Source organism: Shewanella sp. SM95 (genome assembly GCF_025653595.1).
Taxonomy (GTDB): Bacteria; Pseudomonadota; Gammaproteobacteria; order Enterobacterales; family Shewanellaceae; genus Shewanella; species Shewanella oncorhynchi.
The window spans coordinates 143,085-167,263 of sequence record NZ_JAKKSE010000008.1; the positions used below are offsets into that span (position 1 = coordinate 143,085).

Consider the following 24,179-nt stretch of genomic DNA (forward strand, 5'->3'; position numbering starts at 1 on the left):
AGTCGATTAAAAATCTACTACTCCATAAAATTAAGGCCTCCATATCTGAGGCCTTAGTCATTACCCTAAATTAAACCGACCTGCTTTACAGATGCTCTTCGGCGTATTCCGCTAAGCGTGAACGCACCACGCCATTCAGGTACACGTTGGCACTGCCTTCAAAGTCTTTAAAACGTTCGACAATATAGGTTAAACCTGAGGTAACAGCAGTTAAGTAGTTAGAGTCGATTTGGGCTAAGTTACCGCAACAAATCAATTTTGTGCCTTCGCCCATACGGGTGATCATGGTTTTGATCTGCGAGGCAGTGAGGTTTTGGCATTCATCTAATAGCACTATGGAGTTTTGGATCGACCGCCCGCGCATAAAGTTTATCGACTTAAACTGAATGTTAGCCTTCTCCATGATGTAGTTCATGCTGCCAGTGGGATTCACATCATTCTTATGCAGTACTTCGAGCGTATCAGTAATCGCGGCCAGCCACGGCATCATCTTCTCCTCTTCCGTGCCGGGCAAGAAGCCGATAGATTCGGCGATTTCAGGGGTGTTACGGGTGACAATCACTTTGTCGTAGCGATTACGCTCGACCACCAGTTCCAACGCCGCCGCCATGGCGAGCAAGGTTTTACCGCAACCCGCAGGGCCGGTTAAGATAACCAGATCGATATCGGGATCGAGCAGCGCCTGCAATGCCATGCCTTGATAGACGTTTTTAGGTTTAACACCCCATGCCTCGAGGTTTTTCACCCGCTCACGGCCTAAATCTAAAATATGTAAATGGGTGTCTGTGCGCTCGATAACACGACCGCAAAAATCAGACTCTGTGTCGATAAGATATTGGTTGATATAAAAATTATCATTTTCGAGGTCTTTGAGCGGTACTTCATGCACTGTATGTCTACCGTGGCGCTCGGTGGAGACCTTGTTCAAGTGCTCCCAAAAATTACCTTCAAACTGGTAAAAGCCTTTACTGAGGAAGCGGATATCATCAATCAACTGGTCAGTTCGATAATCCTCAACCAATTGAATACCCGCACCTTTGGCTTTAAGGCGCATATTGATATCTTTGGTGACTAAGACAACGGTACGGGGATGATGTAGGTTTTGTAGATGTAGCGCGGTATTGATAATGCGATTGTCGTTTCCATCTCCTGGCAGTGCGCCTAAGGTAAAATCAACAAGGTGATCAGGGAAAATTGAGAGCGAACCGACGGCATCGGCATGACCCTCTCGGCTGGGTAAAGGGACGCCATTAATAATCTGCTCAGGGGTAGTTTCACCACCTAGGGTATCTTCCAATGCCCTGATAGCAACCCGAGCATCACGACTCACATCACTCTTTCGGTCTTTAATCTGGTCCAACTCTTCTAGCACTGTCATCGGAATGACCACATCGTGCTCTTTAAACGAATAGATCGCCAAAGGTTCATGTAGTAACACATTGGTATCCAGTACAAACAACTTTCTGTCGTCTTGTTCCATGGCGCCTCCAGAGTGCTTCATTAAAGTTTAAACACACTTTTGAGTCTCAATAAAAGTTACACGGCTCCTATTACTGGCTAAGCATATGGCAAAGAATGATCATAAGGTTCAAGTTGATAGCACTTTACTCGCACTTAAACCTTAAGTTGATATTGGCACCAAACTCACAAGATAACAATACAGCAACCATTGTTTACCTTACAGACTCGAAGCAGTGTATAACCGCGGATGTGACATTAGCGTGACAGTTTCATGTACTGCCACGACAATTTTGTCGCTTGTACAATTTGTAATCTAGCACTCTGGGAATTAGGCTCTAACGGGTGAGAGGGCGATTTAAATATCACGAGTATTGGTATAACATACGCGCCCTTTGTTAGAGTCCGCCTAGAAATGAGAATTTAAGATGCCGTTCGCCTTAGGTCAACGTTGGATAAGTGATACCGAGTCAGAGCTTGGTTTAGGAACTGTGGTTCAAGTAGAAGGCCGTATGGTCACTGTATTATTCCCTGCCACGGGTGAGAACCGTATGTTCTCCCGAGCAGAAGCCCCTCTGACACGTGTTATATACAATCCCGGCGATTCGGTTGAAAGCCATGAAGGCTGGAGCCTTGCGGTCAGTGAATTGACCGAGAAAGACGGGATAGTGATCTATCACGGCATTCACAGTGAGACAGGCGAGCAAGCTACACTGCGTGAAACCCTGCTGAACCACAATATTCGTTTCAACAAACCCCAAGACCGTTTATTTGCTGGCCAAATCGATCGCCTCGACCGTTTTGGTGTGCGTTATCAATGCCAAATGTTGCGCCACAAACTGGCCTCATCGGATTTGCTTGGTCTGCAAGGTCCACGTGTTGGACTTATTCCGCATCAAATGTGGATTGCCCATGAAGTCGGCCGTCGCTATGCACCGCGTGTACTGTTAGCCGACGAAGTGGGTTTAGGTAAAACTATTGAAGCGGGTCTGATTATTCACCAACAACTGCTTACTGGCCGCGCCGAACGCATTCTGATTATCGTGCCCGATACTCTGCGCCATCAGTGGTTAGTGGAAATGCTGCGCCGCTTTAATCTGCGCTTTTCGGTATTCGATGAAGACCGTTGTGTAGAAGCCTATGCCGATCACGACAATCCTTTCTACACAGAACAGTTAGTGATTTGTTCACTCGAATTACTGCGTAAGAAAAAACGTCTTGATCAAGCCCTAGATGCCGATTGGGATCTGTTAGTGGTTGACGAAGCGCACCACTTAGAATGGACCGAAGAAGCGCCAAGCCGCGCCTATCAAGTGGTTGAAGCATTAAGCGAAGTCATCCCAGGCGTTTTGCTGTTAACCGCAACGCCGGATCAACTTGGCCATGAAAGTCACTTCGCCCGTTTGCGTCTGCTCGATCCGGATCGTTTCTACGATTACGATGCTTTCTTAGCTGAAGAAGACAGTTATAAAGACGTCGCCATTGCCGCCGAAGCCTTAGCTGGCAACGCTAAATTACCCGATGCCGCCATCAACAGCTTGACCGAATTACTGGGCGAGAAAGACATCAGCCCAAGTATTCGTTTAATCCAAGCCGACGGTATTGATGCCGAAATACAACAGGCCGCCCGTAGCGAATTACTGCAAGAATTACTTGACCGTCACGGTACTGGCCGCGTGTTATACCGAAACAGCCGCGCCTCGGTAAAAGGCTTTCCAAAGCGTTTCTTTAACGCTTACCCACACGCCATGCCAGATCAATATCAAACAGCCGCACGCGTCAGCGGCATGATGGGCGGACACAAGTCATTAGAGGCGAAAGCGGCGCAAGCCCTGAGTCCTGAAAAACTGTATCAAGAATTTGAAGATAACAGCGCCAGTTGGTGGAAGTTCGATCCCCGTGTGGATTGGTTAATCGAGTTCTTAAAATCCCACCGTAGCAAAAAAGTGCTGATCATCGCCAGCCAAGCGGAAACCGCACTGAGCTTAGAAGAAGCCCTGCGCACCCGCGAAGGGATTCAAGCAACGGTATTCCACGAAGGCATGTCGATTATCGAGCGCGATAAAGCCGGCGCTTACTTTGCCCAAGAGGAAGGCGGCGCACAGGCACTGATCTGTTCTGAAATTGGTTCTGAAGGCCGTAACTTCCAGTTTGCCAGCCACTTAGTCCTGTTCGATCTGCCGCTAAACCCCGATCTATTGGAACAGCGAATCGGTCGTTTAGACCGTATCGGCCAGAAAAATGATATCCAAATTCACTTGCCATACCTTGAAGATACCGCCCAAGAACGTTTGATGCAGTGGTATCACCAAGGGCTAAATGCCTTTGAACTCACTTGCCCTAGTGGCCATGTGCTTTACAGTGAATTTGCCGAAGATCTGCTAAACGTGCTTGTGGGTGATGACAGCGATGAGCTGACAAACCTACTCAATCACACCCAGAGCCGTTATAAAGAACTCAAGCACGCCATGGAGCAAGGCCGCGACAAGCTGCTGGAAATCAACTCACACGGCGGCGAGAAGGCACTGGCAATCGTCAACCGCCTTGCCCAAAGTGACGGTGATACTCATTTAATCGGCTCAGTGATCCGTCTGTGGGATATTATCGGTGTTGATCAAGAAGATAAGGGTGAAAACTCGATTATTCTGCGCCCGAGTGAGCACATGATGTTCCCAACTTATCCTGGCTTGCCAGAAGATGGCGTAACAGTGACCTTTGATCGTGACACAGCGTTATCACGCGATGATATTGCGCTGATCACCCAAGAGCATCCGCTGGTGCAAACGGGACTCGATCTGATCACAGGTTCTGAAACTGGCACCACCAGCGTCGCAATTCTAAAGAATAAAGCCCTGCCAGCAGGCACCTTATTCTTAGAACTCATCTACATGGCCGATGCTTCAGCACCTAAGTCGAGCCAGCTGTACCGTTATTTACCGCCTACCCCCATTCGCGTGCTGCTGGATAAAAACGGTAACGACCTATCGGCAAAAGTGGATTACGCCAGTTTCGATAAGCAATTAAGCGCGGTGAATCGTCACATTGGCGGCAAGTTAGTCACGGCATCTCAGCCTATTTTGCATCCGCTATTTGCTAAGGGTGAAGAATATGCTCAAGTGGTTGTCGATGAAATGGTCGCCCAAGCCAGAGAGAAAATGACTCAGCAACTGAGCACAGAGCTTGATCGTTTAGAGTCACTCAAGGCGGTGAACCCCAATATCCGTGAGGAAGAATTGGAATACCTGCGCAATCAGATGCAAGAGCTAAACACTTATCTGGATGCCAGCCAGTTACAACTCGATGCGATCCGCATGGTACTCGTCAGCCACGTATAAACCCAAGCGGAACCACAGGTTTCAATCAATTAGCCCAGCCTCAGCGTTGGGCTTTTTTATGCCCTGTGGCTTTCGATTCCAAGTGGCCTCTTATTACAAGTGACTTTTTATACTAAATGACAGGTGCAATTCTTTGGCGAGGAAAATTCACTTTTTGGTAATTGTTCAGGTTATACTCAAACACTGATGAATTTATGAGACTACACAGGTGGTTATCAATTCTATGCCGCGCATTCTTTCACTCCTCTTTTGCCTCCTACTTGGTTTCACTAGCATCTCTTCCCGCGCGGCAGACCCAGCAACAGCTGCGCCAACGCCAGCCGAAATCAGTGCCAAAAAGTCGAATAACAGCTATCTACCCACAAATGAAATTAAACAAATCACGATTGATAATCAGCCCTACGATTTGTTAGTGCGACCATGGGAAGGTAAAAAGAAACTTGGTGCGGCGATAATCCTGCCCGCCACCAATGGTACCGCAGACGCGCCTGGATTGATGGCGTTTGTACGCCGCAATATCAATCCTGCCGGTTGGGCCAGCTTAAGTTTAACTCCGCCAACTGAAATGCCCGCAGCTAACTTTGCCACCGCCGCCACTGAAGTGACCTCGCCTGGCGCCGCGCAATTAAGCTCACCGTCCAACAAACCAAGCCCTAAAATCAAGCCCGAAGATAACAGCAAGCATCTGCAAGAGCAGGAAGATTTTCTAGTCAAAAGCATGTCGCAGTTAGATGCCGTCGGTGCAGATTATGCGGGAAAACGTATTTTGATCACCGCAGACCAAAGTGCAGGATTATTGATTAGCCTATTAAGCCAGAAGAAGATTGCCGATCCCGATGTGCTGATCGTCATCAATCCCTATCGAGAAGACGAACAGCGTAATCAAGCACTCGCGGAGCAACTGGCAAAACTTACGCTGCCCATTTTAGATATTCAATCACCAGACGGTCACCCAGCCTCATTAGAAACAGCCGACAATCGCAAAAAACTCGCGGTGACCTTAGAAAGCCCTAACTATCGCCAAACTACCCTAGCGCTCAATTTAGATAACGAGAGCGCATGGCAGAATTGCTTAAATGCGATCAAAGGCTTTTCTGCCCGAATGAGCGGCGCGCAGTAAAAACGGCGATTCAAGCTAATTCAGACAAAATAGCATTACCAACCCGATTGACGATCCCGATAGGGTTTCTGCGGATCTTGCAGCTGACGCGTCGCCGCTATCTTGCTATTTTTGCCTAACAATAACCGAATCTGACTAATAGACTCGCGGCACAGCAGACTACGGATAGAAGCAGTCCAACTGCGATTAATGCTAAGTTTGATGGCCGCTGCCGCATCCGGTGAGGTTTGCATCAGTTGCCGCGCCAATTTCTCAGCGGCTTCCATCGGCGTCTCACTCACTTGTGTCACGAGTCCTAAAGCTAGCGCTTCATGACTATCAAGCACTTTTGCCGTCAGGCTAAGTAACATGGCTTGATCCTTAGGCATAATTTGCCTTAATGCGACTAAACCCGCCATATCCGGCACAAGTCCCCATTTCGCTTCCATGATAGATAACTTACTGTCGTGGCTAGCAATACGCACATCTGCGCCTAAAGCGATCTGCATACCGCCGCCATAGCAACAGCCCTCAAGCACGGCAATCACTGGCACAGGCAAGGTTTGCCAACCTAGTGACACCCGCTGTGCCAAATTCGCATTCCCCGGTAACCCCTTAAACAGTAACTTAACTGCCTGCATCGGTGCCGACATGACGCTTTTGACATCGAGCCCAGAGCTAAAATTCCCACCCGCTCCCGAGAGGATCACGGCTCGCACCGCACGATTGGATTTAATACTTTTAATCGCACAGTCAAGCTCACTAAACATTAAATAGTTAATAGCATTCATTTTTTCAGGACGATTAAGCAACACATAGGCGATGCCATCATCGATTTTAACTTGTACACTTTGGCCACTCATGAAATATTCCGTTACTGGTCAGTCCAGAATAAATGTTAACACATTTGGCATGATTCACTAAAAGATATAACATGAGCCTGTTTTTTGACTTAAGTCAAAATATTGCCAATTCCATCATGGATTGAAGGCAACTTATGTTAGGCTGTCATCACTACGTGCAGTAATCCTAATGTATTTTTCGATTAGATAGCCTTAGCAAGCTCAATAATTAAGCGTATTTAACTGCTAGCTATTTAACTGCTAAAAATCGACACCAGTATCGCAATGCTACCTGCAGCGAAGGATGATTGGGCAGCAATATATGGATTCTATAGTCCTTTTTTAGTCACTATATCCTTGTTATTTACTCAACATTAGCCAGTTCGATTTAAGATTCAGCATGATTTGATTCAACAATGATTCAAATTTTAATGCCACCAGAAAATATAAATTTATCAATGATATCTATAAGTTACATATAAAAGATATTAATCAGACTTGCCCGAAGAACGCAATTCGTCAGTCAGACCTAAAAAATAAGTGTTATCTTCAATAAATGGGCAAATAAGGATCACTAGTCAGCATGTCAATATCTGTACTCATCTGTGACGATTCCGCCATGGCACGTAAGCAAATGGCCCGCACACTCCCCAAAGAGTGGGATGTGGAAATAACTTATGCGACCAATGGTGCCGAAGGCCTTGATGCCATCCGCGCAGGAAAAGGCGAAGTGGTGTTTCTCGATCTCAACATGCCTGTAATGGACGGTTATGAAGTACTGCAAACCGTGCAGCAACAGGACTTACCCGCGCTGATTATTGTGGTATCCGGCGATATTCAAATCAAAGCTCACGAGCGGGTTAAAGCCTTGGGTGCGTTAGATTTTATTCAAAAACCGGTGAGCGCCGATGCCATCAGCAACATTTTACAAGATTACGGCATCTTAACGCTGACGCAGAAAGATCTCACCGACGAAGTCCCGATGATCAAAGTCGACATGCGCGACGCTTGCCAAGAAATAGCCAACGTTGCCATGGGACGCGCCGCCGATCTGTTAGCTAAGTTACTCGATGTATTCGTATTACTACCTATCCCTAATGTGAACGTGCTTGAAGTCAGTGAGTTAACCATGGCGCTCAAAGCCACGGAAGAAAGCTCAACGGTATCCGCGCTCTGCCAAGGTTTTATCGGGGCGGGTATTGCGGGAGAAGCTCTGCTCTTGTTCCATGATTCCAGCTTTAAAGACATGGCCAAGCTGATGGGATTAGCTAATCCAGAAGACAAAAATACTGAGATAGAAGTCCTGATCGATACTGGAAACGTGCTGATAGGCGCTTTCCTTAACGGCATTTCTGAACAGCTCGACATGAAATTTAGTCAGGCTCACCCTGTCGTGCTGGGACGGCACTGCACGGTTAACGATCTGATCCATGATAATTCAGAGAAATGGCACCGAACTTTGGCAATGGAGATCAACTATCGGATTGAAGATCATAATATTCAATGCGATTTGCTACTGCTCTTCACCGAGGATTCTATCCCCACACTTAGCTATAAACTCGGCTATTTACTCGATTAACCAGTTGGATTTTATCCTATGTCAAATGACCAAAGCGCAATGAACGAACTACACTGGCTCATCGATATGGTACAAACCATAGAGGTGGGATTAGTGGTATTAGATCGCCATTACAATATCCAGCTGTGGAACGGTTTTATGGAGAATCACAGCGGTGTTTCCCCTAATTCTATCAAAGGTCAAAACCTGTTTACCCGCTTCCCCGATCTGCCCGCCACTTGGTTAAAGCAGAAAATGGAATCGGTTTTTATGCTTAAAAACCGTGCCTTTATCAGCTGGGAACAACGTCCGTACGTTTTCCAATTTAAAAACTATCGCCCGATAACGGGCCGTGCTGACTACATGTACCAGAACGTGACCCTGCTGCCGCTGGCATCGCTCACGGGACAAGTGACCCATATCAGTGTGATTATTTATGACGTGACAGATATCGCCATCAACAAATTGCAACTTAAAGCTGCCAACGAGCAACTCGAACGCCTTAGCCAAACCGATGGTCTAACTCAGTTGCATAATCGTCGTCATTGGCAAGAGTGCTTAGACCACGAGTACGACTTGTATGCCCGCTACTCAGGTATGGCAAGTTTAGTCATGATAGATATCGATAACTTTAAACATATCAACGACAGCTATGGTCATGTGGCGGGTGATAAAGTCATTCAGCATATTGCGCACTTACTCAGCCAATCCTTACGTGATACCGACTGTGCAGGACGTTATGGCGGCGAAGAATTTGCGGTCGTATTGCCTAAAACCAGCGGCGCAGATGCGATGAACTTTACCGAGCGACTCAGGGAGAAAATCGCCGCATCCGTCATAGTGTATGAAAGCCTTAAGATTACTGTGACGGTAAGTTTAGGCGTATGTGAAATTGGCTCCCATATTACCAGCAGTTCTAGCTGGATCTCCTGCTCCGATAAAGCCCTGTACGAAGCGAAACAAAAAGGCCGTAACTGCAGTGTTTTACATACGAGTAAAACAAGTAAATCCTAAGTATACCCAATAAAAATGCCCATCAATGATGGGCATTTTTATTTAAAACAAGTGAAGATTAAACTCGAGATCCACCAACGAATTAATGAGGAAAACCATCATCTTCTTCGTCTTCATCTTCATCTTCTTCGTCATCCATTTCATCGCCGACGAAATAGGTACCCCAACCGTCATATTCCACTTTCTGCTTTACCGCTAATTGCAGCAATTGCTCGGCCGCTTTGTCCAGTAATTCAACATCCAGTTTGTGGTGTGCGACAGCATCGAAACAGAAGATAATTGAACCATCCTCCAGTTCCATTTCTTCGGCATCATTCACCTCAAAACCTAATTTGAAGGCATCCACAGCCGCTTTTTCAAGACGGTCAAAATTGGTCGATGAAAAGTGATGCTCAATAACATATTCCGCATCAGGCTCTGAGCCATCGTCAAGCAGGGCTTGCACTATGTCACGATTCTCTGCAAGTTGGGCTTTTAACTGACTTTCAATAGACATGGATTTGTCTCCGTTAAGGTAAATCTGGCTCAAATTGGCATTATACGTCATCACTCGCGAGAGTTTTACCCATAAGTGCTGCCGCTTCTTGATTTATCTCAGCAAATCTCGCCGACATGCTGGCATGAATTTGCGCAGAGAAGTTTTTCACATCGGCTTTATCTAAACCTGCGGTCGGCACAGGTGCCATCATATCGATGATGACGACACCATTATTCCAGCGATTTAACTTAATATGGCTCTGACACGAAGCAACCACTGGCACCACTGGCACTCCCGCCGCGATTGCAGTATGGAAAGCTCCCGCTTTAAAAGGTAACAGACCACGACCACGCGAACGTGTACCTTCAGGAAAAATCCATACGGATAGATTCTTCTGCTTAATTTTTTCAACCGTTTTAGCCATAGTATCAAAGGCACTGTGACGGTTTTTACGGTCGATAAGAATATTACCTGACAACCAATAGATTTGACCGAATAGCGGCATCCACGCCAAACTCTTCTTGCCTAAACTCACTGTACCTTTAGGAACTGCTGTCGTGTGAGTAAAGAGATCAAAGTTATTCTGATGATTTGCTAAGAAAATATACGGGCCGTCCTGCACATCTTCGTGCCGGCGAACAATCACTTTAATCCCAAGGATTGGCGCAACCGATGAGAAGATCTTGGCGAACATATGTACATTGTCGCGATGGCGAGGCCTTAATAAACACACTAAGCCACCAAAAATAAAGGCAAGCAACAAGGATACCGCCAACAACATTGATCTGACGATTAAAAGCACGATTTACTCCGACTGTAAAAGTGGCGACAGTATAGCCACCATGGCTTTGGGACTCAATATATTGTTTACATCTGTAAGCTGACTTGCTAACAAGCAAGCAAAAAAAGCCCATCGATATACTGAACCTCCAGTGTATCGATGGGCTTTAAGATTAATATCGAACTAAGCGTGGTGCTTGGGTAGGATTTCAGACTCAGTTGCCTGAGGTGAAACTTTACTTAACACAAAGCGGATCACTAAGGCACTCACGGCCAAAGTCGCGACAATTGCCGCACCACTAGGGAGATCTAATGTCGCCGACAGAACTAAGCCCAAAACATAGCCCAGTAAACCGACGAGGTAAGCGTAAAATAGCCGACCTTTACCACGGTACTTGTTCAACGCTAAAGCTGGCAATATCAAGGTGCTGAACACCAGATAAACGCCTACTAATTCAACCGATAAGGTAATCACTAGCGCAAATAGCAGATAAAATCCTGCCCCGTCCAACATCTGGGGGCGCAGGAATATCGCTAATAACACCAGTGAATACACTACGGCCGGCAAAATCAGTTGTGACCAACTTACCCACAGGATCTGACCTGACATCAATTGCTTTAACAACTCGGCGCCATGTGGGTCGTTTGCCAGCAACAGCATTGCGGCCACCGCAGACAAGACGTAAAAGCAGCCAATCATAGCCTCCAACTCACCCGCCATCCGCTTAGCTAACCAAGCGATAAACCCTGCACCCGCAAGGGCAAACAGCGCTGGCATCCACACATTAGCAAACGGCATATCTTCTAATCTGTGGTCCATGTGAGCGACAATCGCGCCTAAAGCGGCAACTTGCGCTATCGCTAAATCGATAAAGATGATGCCACGCTTAAGTACTTGTCTTCCAAGTACAATATGCGTCGACAACACTAAGATCCCCGCTGCCAATGCAGGTAACAGAATCGACATCAGCTCAAGATCAAACATAGGTTTATTTCACTCCATTTAAGAGGGAAATCACGCTGTCATACAGGCTAAATAAATCTTGGCTCTTATCATTCCCCCCCACAGACATAGGCAGCATTACCACGGGCAAGTTCGCTTTTTCACCCAGCCATTTTGCACCGCGTTCATCCTGATAAGATGCCACAACTACGGCCAGAATATCCCCCTGCTCGGCGCGCGTCAGCAGACTCGCTAAGTGGCCGCTAGTGGGAGCTAAACCCGGTTTTGGCTCTAAATCTGCCACTTGCTCGATACCAATCCAGTTGAATAAGTATCTAAAGCTTGAGTGGTAAGCGATCACTTTTTTACCTTGTAATCCCTTAGCTTGCGCTTCCCAACGCGGAACTGCGGCTTGCCAGCGAGTGGTAAAATCTGCCAGTGACTGTTGATAATCGGCCGCACCAGCAGGATCTAGCTGAGTCAGCTTAGCACTCAGTGCCGTGGCGACTTTTAACAGTCGCGTCGGGTCAAAATGAATATGTGGATTACCTTGAGCATGCACATCACCCATGCTTCGATCGACACTGGCCAGTTTATCTAAGGTCTCGATTTGATCGGCAGCGAAAAATAAGCCTTGCTCGGTCGAGCGCACTTTTGCGTTTGCCGACTTCATCTGCAGCATAGGCAACCAACCCACTTCAAGATCGGCACCTGCGCACACCACAAGATCCGCCTGACGCATTTTAGCGATCAAACTCGGACGCGCCTGCACTTGGTGAGGGTCTTGTAATGCCGTCGTTGCCGAATAGATGCTAGCCGTTGGAGCAAGCTCCTTGGTCAATGCCGCGTATTCAGGTTCACAGGCAAACACATTCAGCTCGGCATGGGCCAAACCAGTGTAAGTGACAGATAAGGCCACTGCGGCCAATTTAGCTAAATTAGAATTGATGCGCACCGTGAGCCCCCAGAGACATAATGTATTGAATAGTGAAGATGTTATCGTCTTCTATTCCGTCGAAGTTAGTACCCTTTTGATTGGTATACTGGAAACGAACCGTCGAGAAATGGCTAGAATGCCAAGCCAAACTCACCTCAGATTCTTTCAACTTCTGCCCATGAAAATGATCGCCATGGAGCTCTTGCGTATCAGCTTCACCATAACGCACCCCCGCTGACCAGCTCGGCGTGAATTGGTACACACTGCTCAGATACCAACCTTGGTGGTAATCTTGGCTCGGTGCATCCTCAGGATGTAAATCGATAGGTGTAAAATCGCTCACGCGGTAGTACTCACCGCTCACAGTGAGATTTTGATATTTGTAGTTACCGTTAGGCGCCCACTTATACACAAAATCAGCACCATAGGTATTTTTACCTGTGTAAGATGCAGCATGGCTATGACCTTCGTGCTCATCCCCATGGGCATGCTCATCTTCATGTTCCCCTTCTTCATGGGCAGTCACTTGGCCATTTTCGTTGCGCAAGTAACTCAACCCCGCTTGCCATGAGCTGTTATCACCTATGTCGCCACCTATTTTTGAGTACAAGGTATAAACACCGACCTTCTTAAACTCACGCTCACCATGCTCATCGGCAGCACGTAAACTATCGCCTTTAAAGGCTTCAACGCCCATTGTCCAATACAAGTCCGTCGGCGCTACGTAGTTAAAACGTATACCGTCATCAAAATAATGTCCCCCTAAGAATGCACGGTAAACCACAGGACGGTCGGTGAAGGAATCAGTATGTAAATGTTGGTTATTGAGGTAACCAATGTCCGATAAGAAACGGCCACCACGGATAGAAAACCCCGCTGGCATCGCCATGGTTTGAATAAAGGCTTCTTCCAGATTCAGTTCAGTCTCACCGTCATGCATTTCAACTACTGCGGTGATTTTACCGTAAAACATATCATCGATATTGGCACTCATCGCCAGTTCAGTTTCACCTAAACCAAAGCCATCTGGACTCTCGGCTAATGGGCGTTCTCCCGTCTGATAATATCCATTTAGCACACCACTGATATTAGGGTTGGTCAAGCTCGAGTCTTCTGCAAATAAGCTAGGCGAAACGAGCGCACACGCCAAAGCCACCAAAGAAATTCGGGTATTTAAAACAGTCATGATATCTCCAAAATACAACTAGCACTCGACGACTGATATAAAGTCATCAAGAAATACAATAAGTTAAAATTTTAAGTTGATTTAGAGAGCGAAGGGAGGCGCACGACTGCGATAAACACTGACGTGTTCAAAAATAGAGGAAGGTAAAATAAATTCGACCACATCGAAATGCTGTATAGCTAAATTCAGCGTCAGCGGATGGGTCAATAAAATCTTGTTGAGTTGGTGCTGATGGAAGCACAGGGTACAGTGAGTCTTAGCGCCATCATCAAGATGGGTCACACTATGGGCTGAGGCAGCAAGAGACAGCAATATCAGTACGGCAGCAAGCCATATCGAAATTGTGCGTCTAATGTGACTTTTAAGTCTCACTCAGTCGTCCCCATAGTTAAAAAGTTGCATAAGTCTATGTCAGTGCCATAGCAAGTTGCAATAAGGTAATCGCTTTGCAAAAGGTTACAAGATATTTGAGGTACCCAGTCTTACCAATAACTTCTTGTTTCAATAGCGGTAGGATCTTGTGAGAACTCAGGTAAAAAACGCATTTAAGATTAGCTTAAGTGAGTGTAACTATAGTGTATTTAGTTTTTATGTCTGCGAGCACAATGACGAAATCAAGCTCGATATGGCTCCGTTTTATCCACCTAAAGGCAACTATTATGCTAGCATTTTTTCGTGAAAACTTAGGGCTTATCTTAGGGATAGTCATCTTCAGCGCGGTGATATTTGGTGGTATTTATTACGTTGAGCACTCCTTAACGAGCCAAGAACAAGTCGTGCAGTAAATAAAGACGCGGCTGCAGTTCGCCCTTTAAACCCTCTTAGTTGCATTTTGAGCGCCTGCTAAAGGCGCTCAAATGATGTTCGTCTCTGGAAAATTTACCGCCGATTTTCCTATCCATAACGAATCCACTTATTAGCCTAACGATACTTCTGCCTTTGATCGCTATCATCGACTTGCTCGGGCGCTTCAATGGTGATGACTTGATCCATAAAATGGCTCACAAACAACAACATCAACGAAAAAATCATTACAGGGATCGCAAAATACCGCACAGAGGCATCAAAGTAACTGTATCCCGCCATAAACACACTCAAATAAAATCCTAATAACTTGAGTTTAGCCAATGTTGGGCTGCGGCCTAACCAAGCCGCACAATGGGGGCAACGCACTTGGGCGTCGAAACCTTTGCCTCTTTGCTGGCTAATGTCACTGACCTTGATGTATTGATTACAATGGGAACACAACATGAAAACACGATTCCTAAATAACGATGCGCAAGTTTACCAGATACCGACTAGAGTTCGGCCTGTAAATACCCAAAATGTCGGAAAAAGCAGATAAAGCACCGCACTCAAGGTTAAGCTCAAATCAACCCTTCCCTAAAAAAGTTTAATTCCAAGGGCTATTTCACTCGCAGATATTTTACAGTAGATCCGGCAACATCTATCATACTCAGACATATTTCTACTTAAGATCACTCCTATGCACCGCTACCTCGCTCTCGTGTTTGCCCTGCTAATACCACTACTGAGCCTTTCATCCCAAGCGCAAACTGAACCTGTCGCTGCAACCGAAAGCCCATCCAGCACTCCTGTAACGCTCAAGGCAGAACTGGCAATGCTGCAACAGGCTATCGATACGGATATACGTAAACTAAAAAATGCCAAAGGCGAATTGAAGACAATTGTTGAATATCGAATTCAAAACAAAACCTTACAGTTACGTAATAAGATTAAAGATCTGCTCGAAACAACGCCAATCGACAAAGCTTTTCTGCAACCATTAATCCAAGGACAACTTAACTACATCCAACAAATTGATGCTTATATCGATGACAACATTAGTAAATTAGAACAGCAATTAGGTTCGAGCACAGATGATGCGACTCTGCTGGAAATATCAAAGCGCGAATTAGAAAAAGACACCTATTACAAGCAACAACTCGAGACGCTCACTTGGCTCGAACAAGTTGGCCAAGATATTAGCGAAGCACAAAAATCACTGATGCAAATTTTAGTAGCACGTGCCGATACGCTAGAAAGTTTAGTGACTTATACCCAGCAGCAACTACAAGCAGCAATCGATATCGCAACCAATGCAGGTAAAGATGTCACTTCGGCGCAAACCAGCCACGTAATGATGCTAAAGGAACGCTTAGCACAGAATAGTCAGAGCTTAAATATCGACATCAGCCTACTCGACGCCTTAGGCCATGATACCGCCGCGCTGAAAAAGACACTCTTTAGTGTTTCAGGTGATATAACTCAAGATGTGTTGAACTTTGATGTGGCATCAAGTCTCGTTGAGCAGTGGCTAAATACGGCACAAGAACAAGCGATTAATCACGGCCCAACCGTCGTGTTTAAGTTATTTGTTTTCTGTTTGATCTTGTTTATTGCGGGTCTCGCCGGCAAGTTAGCCAAACAGATAGTGAAAAATACCGTTAGCAATTCTAAGTTGAATTTAAGTAAGTTATTACAAGACTTCTTCACCTCGCTATCAGGTAAAGCCGTCTTTACTATCGGGCTGTTAATCGCCCTTTCACAGCTTGGGATCGAACTTGGTCCCCTGCTCGCAGGCTTTGGTATCGCGGGTGTAATTATTGGTTTTGCCCTGCAAGATACCCTGTCGAATTTCGCCTCAGGCATGATGATCTTAATTTACCGTCCCTATGATGTGGGCGATTTGATCAACGCCGCTGGCGTCACCGGACGCGTCAGTCACATGAGCCTTGTCTCCACCACGATTAAAACCATGGATAACCAACGTCTTATTATTCCTAATAATAAGATTTGGGGTGACACAATTAACAACATCACAGCTGAGCATCAACGTCGAGTCGATATGACCTTTGGGATCAGTTATAGCGACAGCATCGAACAAGCTGAAGCGATTCTCAAGTCCATCGTCGAAGCGCATCCTAAGGTACAACCATTGCCAGAACCGACGATTAAGCTACATCTATTGAGCGAATCTTCGGTCGACTTTATCGTTCGCCCTTGGGCAAAACCGGAAGATTACTGGGAAGTGTATTGGGACATTACCCGCGAAGTGAAAATGCGCTTTGACGCCGAAGGGATCAGTATTCCCTTCCCACAGCGTGATGTGCATATCTATCAAACTACGAAATCACCGCTTTAAACCAGCGTTAAACGAGAGAAGAAGGGCGTTGCAATGAGCTCGCCCTTATTTTTATCTCTGGCCTATCAATCTCTGCATCAAGTGTTAGCCTAAGCCAACTATCTCACCTTGCACATCAATATCAATTTTTAAGTAACCCGGTTTCAGCCCTAGTCCTGGCATAGTCATCACATTACCCACCAAGGCGGTAATAAACCCCGCACCAGCATGCAAGACTAAACCCCGCACTGGGATCTCAAAGTCCTGAGGAACGCCCTTTAAGCTAGGATCGTGACTAATTGATAACGGCGTTTTGGCCATACACAGGGGCAAATGCCCATAACCTAATACGGTCAGCTGCTGCGCCTGTTGTTTGGCCTCGATAGAAAGGCTAACGCCCGCTGCACCATACCCCACCTCGGCTAAGGTGGATAACTTAGCCTCCAATGAGGCTTCATCTGAATATAACAGCTTGAACTGACTCTCGGTTTCAGCGGCGCGAACCACAGTCTGCGCTAAGGCGACAGCGCCCGCCTCCCCTTGACTAAAAGCATCGCTGACCTCACAGCCAAAGGCGCTGCTCGCGTTAACAGCCGCAGTTAGCCATTGCAACTCGGCATCAGTATCAGTGGCGAAACGGTTAATGGCAACCACCACAGGAATACCATATCGAGCCACATTGTTGATATGCCAGTTTAAATTTGCAAAGCCTGCTTCGAGTCGAGCCTGATCTGGTAGATTGATATCTGACTCAGACACTAAACCACTATTGGCCTTCAGCGCTTTTAAAGTAGTGACAAGCACAGCGGCAGCGGGCACCAGACCCGATTGACGCACTTTGATATTACAGAACTTTTCAAAGCCCATATCTGAGCCAAAACCAGCTTCAGTCACCACAAAATCCGCCAGTCTGAGGGCAATATCATCAGCAATAATGGATGAATTACCGTGGGCAATATTGGCAAAGGGTCCCGCATGGATCAGGCAAGGTGAACCATTTAAAGTCTGCATTAACGTCGGCTTTATCGCATCCGCCATGATGGCCGTCATCGCACCAGCGACACCTAAGTCTTCGGCGGTAATCACTTGCCCTTGGGTATTTAAGGCCAGCACTAGACGACCGATCCGCGCCCGCATATCTGCCAAATTATGACTTAAGGCTAAAATCGCCATTAACTCAGAGGCGGCGGTGATATCAAAACTGGATGCGTACTCTGGGCCATTATTATCGCCTAAGCCCACCTGGATTTGCCTAAGACAGCGATCGTTGTGATCGACCACTCGGTGCCAACGGATCTCTCTAGGATCGATATTCAAAAACGCTTGCCCAGATTGCGCCTCAAATTCCGCCTTACCTAAGCGCGCTTCATGAAATAGCCGCGCCGCAATCGCCGCAGCCCCTAAATTGTGGGCACTGCTCACGGCATGAATATCACCCGTGAGATGCAAATTCATCTCCTGCATGGGCACCACTTGCGCATAACCGCCACCCGCAGCACCACCTTTCACCCCAAATACAGGCCCCATGCTGGGCTGGCGAATACAGGCACAGGCCTTTTTGCCTATGGCATTTAACGATTGCGTTAAGCCAATGCTAGTCACCGTTTTACCTTCACCGTGGGGCGTAGGCGTGACTGCGGTGACGATAATCAATTTGCCTTTGCGCTGCCCAGCCAAACGCTGCAACACACTGAGCTCGACCTTGGCTTTAGTGTGACCAAATTGCATCATCTCTTCGGGTAATAGACCTAAGCCGGCGCCCAGTTCATTAATGTCTTTTAGGCTAGCGCGATTCGAAATATCCATATCTGTCAGCATGCGTCGGTTTATCCCTTTCAGATACACTCTGGTTTAGTATGAGAGTTCAACTAACAACACTCATTGAATAGGGCGGATATTAGGTGATTGGCTTTAAGATATATAGTCGTCGAAAGGGTTAATGAGCGATTCCTTAATCTGCATCAAATAATCAGCCCTGCGTTCGAGCGGCTCAAGAGCGCCGTCGCCGCCAATGAGATCCAGCTCGATCGCCAGCAATGGTTCAGTATCTGGCAGGCATCTATGGGTCACAGCGTACCTTGATTTTTGTTTCTCAAAAGCAACAACCATAAACAACAACGGCGCCAGAAGGCGCCGTGGTTGTATGTATTATGAGTGCGGCTTAAAACTGCACATCGCCACTTAAATGCGGGCGACGACCTTTGCTGTCACGTAACTCAAATACCATATTATTAGCATTCTGCTCATAGCCAAATCCAACATCGGCAGGCATCAAAAGTGGTAGCTTAAAGGTCACATCCACAGTGAATGGACGATCGCCAATACTTGGCATCAGCTCGGCTAAACAACGGGCCTTAGACCACATGCCATGGGCGAGCACTCGATCAAAGCCAAAACGCTTTGAAAGCACAGGATGCAGATGGATCAAGTTATAATCGCCAGATGCCTTAGCATAACGACGACCTAAATCTTCACTCAAACTCCAGCTTTGTGGTGTTTCCCATGCCATATCAATGGCTTTAGGTGGGCGAACGCGACGCCCAGCAACATCGATACGATATAAATAGGTGGATAGCGATTCCCAGACGAGTTCTTCACCCACAAACGCCTTAGACACAAATTCAAACTCTAAGCCAGAATCCGTCTCGCGGCTCGTGGTCAAAGCGCACTCGAGGGAGAAAGTCTCGTCCACCGTCACAGGCCGATACACTTGAATGCGGTTCTTAAGGTGGATCATCCCAAGCAGTGGGAAAGTGATCCCATCGTGGGTAAAGATCACCGCATGCAGGCGAAATGCCATCACGTAGAGATAGGTTGGCGGTAGAACTTTACCGTCAAATTGAAAACCACACACCTGCGCATATTGGCTTACTTTAGCTTCAGACACAGTCACATGCGGCGCGGTCACCTTGATTTGGGGCAACGGCTGTTGATCCCAACCAGGCTTACGGCCAAAGAAGATCTTGCGATAAAGAGAAAACAGCGACGGCATCGCGTTCAATTCAACACAATATGCATTATTCAAGTCTGAGTACCTTTTAATTAACTATCCCTTGGCACAAAAATACATTGCCATAAATTACCCCGCACAGACGAGTAACGTCTGATCAATCAAGCTGATAACGAGTGTAAAACAAGCAGTGCTGCGTCTTAATAAGGGCTGATGCTGACTCTCCGAATGGGCAACTATAGAGTCAGGTTTGGCGAAAACGGCGTGATTATAACCCAGAGCACTGAGTTCTGTGTATCCCTAAGTTTAGTAGGAATAATTACTACCAATAAAATCAATAGATTAAAAATTAACGATGCAAATTTATCCATCTCAACTCGGCAATAACATCTCCAGAGTGCGAAAAATTTACGACTGTGCCACACTATCGTTCCACTCTCTTTAACCTAGTTATCACGTGCAAGATAAGAATTTTGATAAGCTCGCGCAAAAATTTGCGAAAAACATCTATGGTACGCCCAAGGGCGAAATTCGTGCCGCAGTGCTATGGCGCGACCTCGTCCCCGCGCTGGCAAAACTGGGGGATAAAAAACTCAGAGTATTAGATGCGGGCGGGGGTTTTGGTTACTTTAGCCAAAGATTAGCGCGCCTCGGCCACGAAGTTGTACTCTGCGATATCTCTGCTGAGATGCTGGCTCAAGCCAAAGAACAAATTGATGCCTCCCCTGAACCATTAGCTATCCAGCTTATCCATGCGCCTATCCAAGCATTATCGGTCGATAACCATGGCTATTTCGATATCATACTGTGTCATGCAGTCGTCGAATGGTTAACGGATGCTAAGCCCACCGTAGCGGGTTTACTTACTATGCTAAAACCCGGCGGATTATTCTCTTTGATGTTTTACAACAAAGAAGCCATGCGCTTTCATGCTTTAGTGTCGGGCAATTTCGATTACGTCGCCGCTGATTTAAAAGTGAAGAAGAAAGTGCGACTAACTCCCACTCATCCGCTTTATATTCAAGAAGTTAAAGATTGGTTTAGCGAGTGGCGAATGTCGCTCATCAGCCAGTCTGGCGTGCGTGTAATCCACGACTATTTGAAAAAGAGTCAGCCCGCGGATTTCGACTATCACAAGCTGCTACAAATGGAGCTGGAGTACTCGCAACGCGAACCCTATATTTCCCTCGGCCGATATGTGCACTTTTTAGGGCAAAGCTCTGCAGTGTGAGCGCGCGTCGTTACAAACGCGCTGCCTAAACGATTACTGACAAGTCTGTTTCCAGCAGGCGCTCACTTTGGCGCCTGCTTGCTCTAGCAATTGCACCACGCTTTTATCCCCCACCACATGGCCAGCACCAACCACCACAAACAAAGGTGAAGTCACGTCAGTCGAGCCCATTAATTTTATAATGCCATCGGCCATCACATGGTTTCGCTGCCAGAGGATTTTCTCTAGCATTTTAGTGTCGCCCTCGCCGCCCATTTGCTCCTGCATTATGGCATCAAGCTCAGTTTCATTACCTGAACGCCAAGCCGTTATTAACGATAAAAGCTCCGCATCCGATGCGCTAATCGCCTCACGCACCATAGACCACTGCTCTTGACTATTAAAAGACGCTAACAATTGAAATTGTGACTCGGCGGTTTCCAACGGATACACAGGCAAAGCCGCATATCGAGCCATCAACTGCATATCAACGCCATAATCCGTGCTGTAACCTAAGTCGTTATAACGCAATAAGTTAACTTGAGTAGCCTGCAGCCAAGGTGCAAAAGATTGTATCGACTGGCAAACATTTGCCGTGGCCGCGCAATAGGGCGTCATGCTCTCGACCGTTTGCTTATCTCGGCTCTGCCAATCTAAACCTTTAGTTTTATCGGCGCGGCCGTATTGCTGCAGTAAGGCTGTGCTATCGACTTTATTGATATCAACTTCTACGACTAAGCCCTTAGCTTTACCCAACGCGGTTTCAATTTGGGTGGGTAAAGGATAAAAGTCGGCACGTCCAATATGAATCGAACCTAGCAAATACGCACTCTTGCCTTGCCATTGCACTTGATAAAATGGTGGTTTATCGGTTTCTGCACCCACCACTTTTGTGCTCAAACCCGCTAACGCCAGAAAACTGATTGATGCAATTAGTCGCCATTGGCTTGTTGCCATATCCTTTGCCCCTTATAATTCCTGCAAATTTTGCAATGAGACGCTGTTATGCCACATACCAAGGTTATAGAGCAACTGAAAGAAAATCTTCAAATCGCCTATCGCCAAGCCATAGACGCCGACGCTAAGTTAGATGAGCTAAAGAAAGCTGGCCATGGAAACTTCACCAGCATATTCACGGCAGAACAAGGTTTTATCGCTTCGAGTAATCGCTTTCTGCCCTATGTGCAAGAGTTGGTCGATGACTTAACTCGCATGGAAGAACATCAAACGCTCGATCCTAAAGAACTCGAAACCTATGTGCGTCAGTTAGGCGCATTACTGCAAACATTGCAGGCCTTTAAGAAGCAAAGCTAAACCGAGATTAGGAGCTGGAACTCACCTTAGATTTCAGCTCTTTCCATGGCATATCTAATCAAGCCCACCAACACAGATAGATAGCACTAAGCTTCCCCAAAACTGTCATCATTTTGTCATTTCTAAGTCATAGACTCCGCTCACATAGACGAAGGGGCTGACGTAATGACAAGTTTAGATCTGGCTAAAGAGCTCAATAAAATAATCTCTAAAGCGGCAATCAGTCCCTTATTTCAGCCAATTTTCAATATATTAGAACATAAAATTCATGGTTTTGAGGCGTTAAGCCGTGGCCCTGAACACAGCCCGTTATACTCCCCAGTCCCGCTATTTCAGACCGCCGAACATCAAGGTAAATTAAGCGAGCTAGAAACCCTTTGTCGCCGTATTTCACTCGAGCAATTTAAGTTGCGTCAGTTTCAAGGCAAGCTGTTTATCAATATCTCGCCCAAGGCATTATTAGATCCCGCCCACCCTAAGGGCATGACCTTACAGCTACTGCAACAACTCGGCATAGCGCCATCACAGGTTGTGATTGAACTGTCAGAGCAATATCCCGCCGATGATATCGATTTACTCAAATCCTGCTTGAATCACTATCGTAGCCAAGGTTTTTTAACGGCGATCGATGACTTAGGTGCAGGTTATTCGGGTCTGAGACTCTGGTCAGAATTGTCACCCGACTATGTCAAAATCGACCGTCACTTTATCCATCAGATTGATTCGACTCCCGTCAAACAGGAATTTGTCCGCTCGATTGTGGAGTTATGCCAAAGCTTAACCTGCAAAGTGATAGCCGAAGGAATTGAAACGCAAGAGGAATTAGCCGTACTCAAACAACTGGGTATCGTCTATTGCCAAGGCTACTTACTCGGTCGTCCAGAAGTGCTCCCCTGCCGCGCGATGAAAGCGACCTTAGTGCCGAGCAATACTCAAATTCAACCTAGATACAGCGAATCGGCCGAGAGCCTGTGCACGAGCGCCATTACCGTAGCGCCCACGCTTAAACTCAAATTTTTAAGTGACACCTTTATCTCGCAACCTGCATTACAGGCGGTTGTAGTGGTCGATAACCAGTTGCCACTCGGTATTATCAGCCGCGCGACCTTACTTGAACTCTTCAGCACACCCTATGGTCGCGCCTTACATGAAAATCATGCTGTGAGTGAAGTGATGGACCCGCAAGTCATCCAGATTGAAGCCAACGAACCTTTATCCACCGTAAGTCAATTACTGACCTCAGAGAGTGCTAATACGGTAGCGCAACAGTTCATTATCCTTCGCCGTGGAAAACTACTCGGCATAGGCCATACCAAGGATTTGCTACAAAGGATCACAGAGCACAGAATTAAGATGGCGCGCCATGCGAATCCTCTGACAGACTTGCCGGGTAATGTGCCCATTCAAGAGGAATTAAAACGCCTTAAGATCCAAAAGAAACATTTTTATCTAGCCTATTTTGATCTGTGTAACTTTAAGCCCTATAACGATATTTATGGATTTTGCCGTGGCGATGAAGTGATTTGTGAAGTGGCGAATCTGTTACTGAAGTATAAAAGCGACAATTGCTTTGTTGGCCATGTCGGCGGCGATGACTTTGTCATTATCAGCACCTGTGAGCATATGATCAGCCGTTGCCAGCGAATTCTAGCTGATTTTGAAACCCATAAGCATTTGTTTTATAGCGCCGAGCACTGGCTGGCCCAAGAAATGCTCGCCGACGATAGAAAAGGCGAAGCCTGTTACCATCAATTGATCAGTCTGTGTGTAGGCATTTTACCCCCCGCACTCACCTTTAACGCCCATGAACATAGTCTATCGACCTTAAGCGCTAGGGCAAAAAAACAGGCAAAATCCGCAAATAACGGATTTTACCTGTTAGAAAATCATCTAATTATCGACACTCAGGCCCTAACGGCATAGCTAAACAACTTAAATCCTCAGCATTAGC

The 24,179-nt window shown here is 46.5% G+C and carries 21 protein-coding genes and 1 pseudogene; 10 read left to right on the top strand and 12 right to left on the bottom strand.

Going from position 1 to position 24,179, the window contains the following annotated elements; translation table 11 throughout:
- Positions 1 to 85: 85 nt before the first annotated feature.
- On the bottom strand, positions 86 to 1,480 hold the full coding sequence (locus L5M29_RS11240) for a PhoH family protein (RefSeq protein ID WP_105250289.1): 1,395 nt from the start codon (positions 1,478 to 1,480) through the stop codon (positions 86 to 88).
- A 406-nt stretch (positions 1,481 to 1,886) separates the two neighbouring features.
- Here L5M29_RS11240 and rapA point away from each other — a divergent pair, with 406 nt between their 5' ends.
- Entirely contained in the window at positions 1,887 to 4,793 is a 2,907-nt protein-coding gene (gene rapA, locus L5M29_RS11245) for an RNA polymerase-associated protein RapA (RefSeq protein WP_263167863.1), read from the top strand.
- A 223-nt stretch (positions 4,794 to 5,016) separates the two neighbouring features.
- Positions 5,017 to 5,913: an alpha/beta hydrolase family protein gene (locus L5M29_RS11250; RefSeq protein ID WP_263167864.1), complete on the top strand. Its 897-nt coding sequence runs from the start codon at positions 5,017 to 5,019 to the stop codon at positions 5,911 to 5,913.
- Positions 5,914 to 5,948: 35 nt separating this feature from the next.
- Here L5M29_RS11250 and L5M29_RS11255 read toward each other — a convergent pair whose 3' ends face one another.
- A complete protein-coding gene (locus L5M29_RS11255) occupies positions 5,949 to 6,755 on the bottom strand; it encodes a crotonase/enoyl-CoA hydratase family protein (RefSeq protein ID WP_263167865.1) in 807 nt (268 codons plus the stop codon).
- Positions 6,756 to 7,317: 562 nt separating this feature from the next.
- Here L5M29_RS11255 and L5M29_RS11260 point away from each other — a divergent pair.
- Positions 7,318 to 8,313: a response regulator gene (locus tag L5M29_RS11260; RefSeq protein WP_028759518.1), complete on the top strand. Its 996-nt coding sequence runs from the start codon at positions 7,318 to 7,320 to the stop codon at positions 8,311 to 8,313.
- Between the two features lie 18 nt (positions 8,314 to 8,331).
- Positions 8,332 to 9,306, top strand: coding sequence for a sensor domain-containing diguanylate cyclase (locus tag L5M29_RS11265; protein WP_113939163.1), 975 nt, complete (start codon positions 8,332 to 8,334; stop codon positions 9,304 to 9,306).
- An 82-nt stretch (positions 9,307 to 9,388) separates the two neighbouring features.
- On the opposite strand, the gene rraB is transcribed toward L5M29_RS11265, so the two are convergent.
- From rraB to L5M29_RS11295, 6 genes are all read right to left on the bottom strand, one after another.
- The gene (rraB, locus tag L5M29_RS11270; protein ID WP_263167866.1) at positions 9,389 to 9,802 is read right to left on the bottom strand and encodes a ribonuclease E inhibitor RraB; all 414 of its coding nucleotides are present in this window, start codon (positions 9,800 to 9,802) and stop codon (positions 9,389 to 9,391) included.
- A gap of 40 nt (positions 9,803 to 9,842) precedes the next feature.
- Positions 9,843 to 10,586 (bottom strand): 1-acylglycerol-3-phosphate O-acyltransferase, encoded by a 744-nt coding sequence (locus L5M29_RS11275; RefSeq protein WP_105250295.1) that lies wholly within the window; start codon positions 10,584 to 10,586, stop codon positions 9,843 to 9,845.
- 162 nt (positions 10,587 to 10,748) lie between these two features.
- Positions 10,749 to 11,549: a metal ABC transporter permease gene (locus tag L5M29_RS11280; RefSeq protein ID WP_173496258.1), complete on the bottom strand. Its 801-nt coding sequence runs from the start codon at positions 11,547 to 11,549 to the stop codon at positions 10,749 to 10,751.
- A 4-nt stretch (positions 11,550 to 11,553) separates the two neighbouring features.
- Complete coding sequence (locus L5M29_RS11285) at positions 11,554 to 12,462, bottom strand: metal ABC transporter solute-binding protein, Zn/Mn family (protein ID WP_173913152.1); 909 nt, start codon at positions 12,460 to 12,462, stop codon at positions 11,554 to 11,556.
- Complete coding sequence (locus L5M29_RS11290; protein WP_105250297.1) at positions 12,446 to 13,630, bottom strand: hypothetical protein; 1,185 nt, start codon at positions 13,628 to 13,630, stop codon at positions 12,446 to 12,448. Before L5M29_RS11290 ends, L5M29_RS11285 begins: the two co-directional genes overlap by 17 nt.
- Positions 13,631 to 13,711: 81 nt before the next feature.
- Positions 13,712 to 14,002 carry an ABC-type zinc uptake system zinc chaperone gene (locus L5M29_RS11295; RefSeq protein WP_168827349.1) on the bottom strand — a complete coding sequence of 97 codons (291 nt, stop codon included), beginning with the start codon at positions 14,000 to 14,002 and terminating at the stop codon, positions 13,712 to 13,714.
- Positions 14,003 to 14,289: 287 nt separating this feature from the next.
- Here L5M29_RS11295 and L5M29_RS11300 point away from each other — a divergent pair, with 287 nt between their 5' ends.
- Positions 14,290 to 14,415: a hypothetical protein gene (locus tag L5M29_RS11300; protein ID WP_105250299.1), complete on the top strand. Its 126-nt coding sequence runs from the start codon at positions 14,290 to 14,292 to the stop codon at positions 14,413 to 14,415.
- Positions 14,416 to 14,551: 136 nt separating this feature from the next.
- On the opposite strand, the gene L5M29_RS11305 is transcribed toward L5M29_RS11300, so the two are convergent.
- On the bottom strand, positions 14,552 to 14,881 hold the full coding sequence (locus L5M29_RS11305) for a hypothetical protein (RefSeq protein ID WP_263167869.1): 330 nt from the start codon (positions 14,879 to 14,881) through the stop codon (positions 14,552 to 14,554).
- 235 nt (positions 14,882 to 15,116) lie between these two features.
- Here L5M29_RS11305 and L5M29_RS11310 point away from each other — a divergent pair, with 235 nt between their 5' ends.
- Complete coding sequence (locus L5M29_RS11310; RefSeq protein ID WP_263167871.1) at positions 15,117 to 16,775, top strand: mechanosensitive ion channel family protein; 1,659 nt, start codon at positions 15,117 to 15,119, stop codon at positions 16,773 to 16,775.
- Between the two features lie 84 nt (positions 16,776 to 16,859).
- Here L5M29_RS11310 and L5M29_RS11315 read toward each other — a convergent pair whose 3' ends face one another.
- The gene (locus L5M29_RS11315; RefSeq protein ID WP_263167872.1) at positions 16,860 to 18,572 is read right to left on the bottom strand and encodes a formate--tetrahydrofolate ligase; all 1,713 of its coding nucleotides are present in this window, start codon (positions 18,570 to 18,572) and stop codon (positions 16,860 to 16,862) included.
- A gap of 165 nt (positions 18,573 to 18,737) precedes the next feature.
- On the opposite strand from L5M29_RS11315, the pseudogene L5M29_RS11320 reads away from it, so the two are divergent.
- A pseudogene (locus L5M29_RS11320) lies at positions 18,738 to 18,836 on the top strand (oxidoreductase); the annotation flags it as partial.
- A 79-nt stretch (positions 18,837 to 18,915) separates the two neighbouring features.
- Here L5M29_RS11320 and L5M29_RS11325 read toward each other — a convergent pair.
- Positions 18,916 to 19,746 carry a MaoC/PaaZ C-terminal domain-containing protein gene (locus tag L5M29_RS11325; protein WP_081729006.1) on the bottom strand — a complete coding sequence of 277 codons (831 nt, stop codon included), beginning with the start codon at positions 19,744 to 19,746 and terminating at the stop codon, positions 18,916 to 18,918.
- Between the two features lie 415 nt (positions 19,747 to 20,161).
- Between L5M29_RS11325 and L5M29_RS11330 the strand changes: the two genes are divergently transcribed.
- Complete coding sequence (locus tag L5M29_RS11330; RefSeq protein WP_105250303.1) at positions 20,162 to 20,935, top strand: methyltransferase domain-containing protein; 774 nt, start codon at positions 20,162 to 20,164, stop codon at positions 20,933 to 20,935.
- Between the two features lie 33 nt (positions 20,936 to 20,968).
- On the opposite strand, the gene L5M29_RS11335 is transcribed toward L5M29_RS11330, so the two are convergent.
- Positions 20,969 to 21,871, bottom strand: a complete 903-nt coding sequence (locus L5M29_RS11335) for a TraB/GumN family protein (RefSeq protein ID WP_263167874.1) — start codon at positions 21,869 to 21,871, stop codon at positions 20,969 to 20,971.
- Positions 21,872 to 21,919: 48 nt separating this feature from the next.
- Here L5M29_RS11335 and L5M29_RS11340 point away from each other — a divergent pair, with 48 nt between their 5' ends.
- Complete coding sequence (locus tag L5M29_RS11340) at positions 21,920 to 22,228, top strand: prephenate dehydrogenase (RefSeq protein WP_105250305.1); 309 nt, start codon at positions 21,920 to 21,922, stop codon at positions 22,226 to 22,228.
- 165 nt (positions 22,229 to 22,393) lie between these two features.
- Entirely contained in the window at positions 22,394 to 24,151 is a 1,758-nt protein-coding gene (locus L5M29_RS11345; protein WP_263167875.1) for a GGDEF domain-containing protein, read from the top strand.
- Positions 24,152 to 24,179 lie beyond the last annotated feature (28 nt).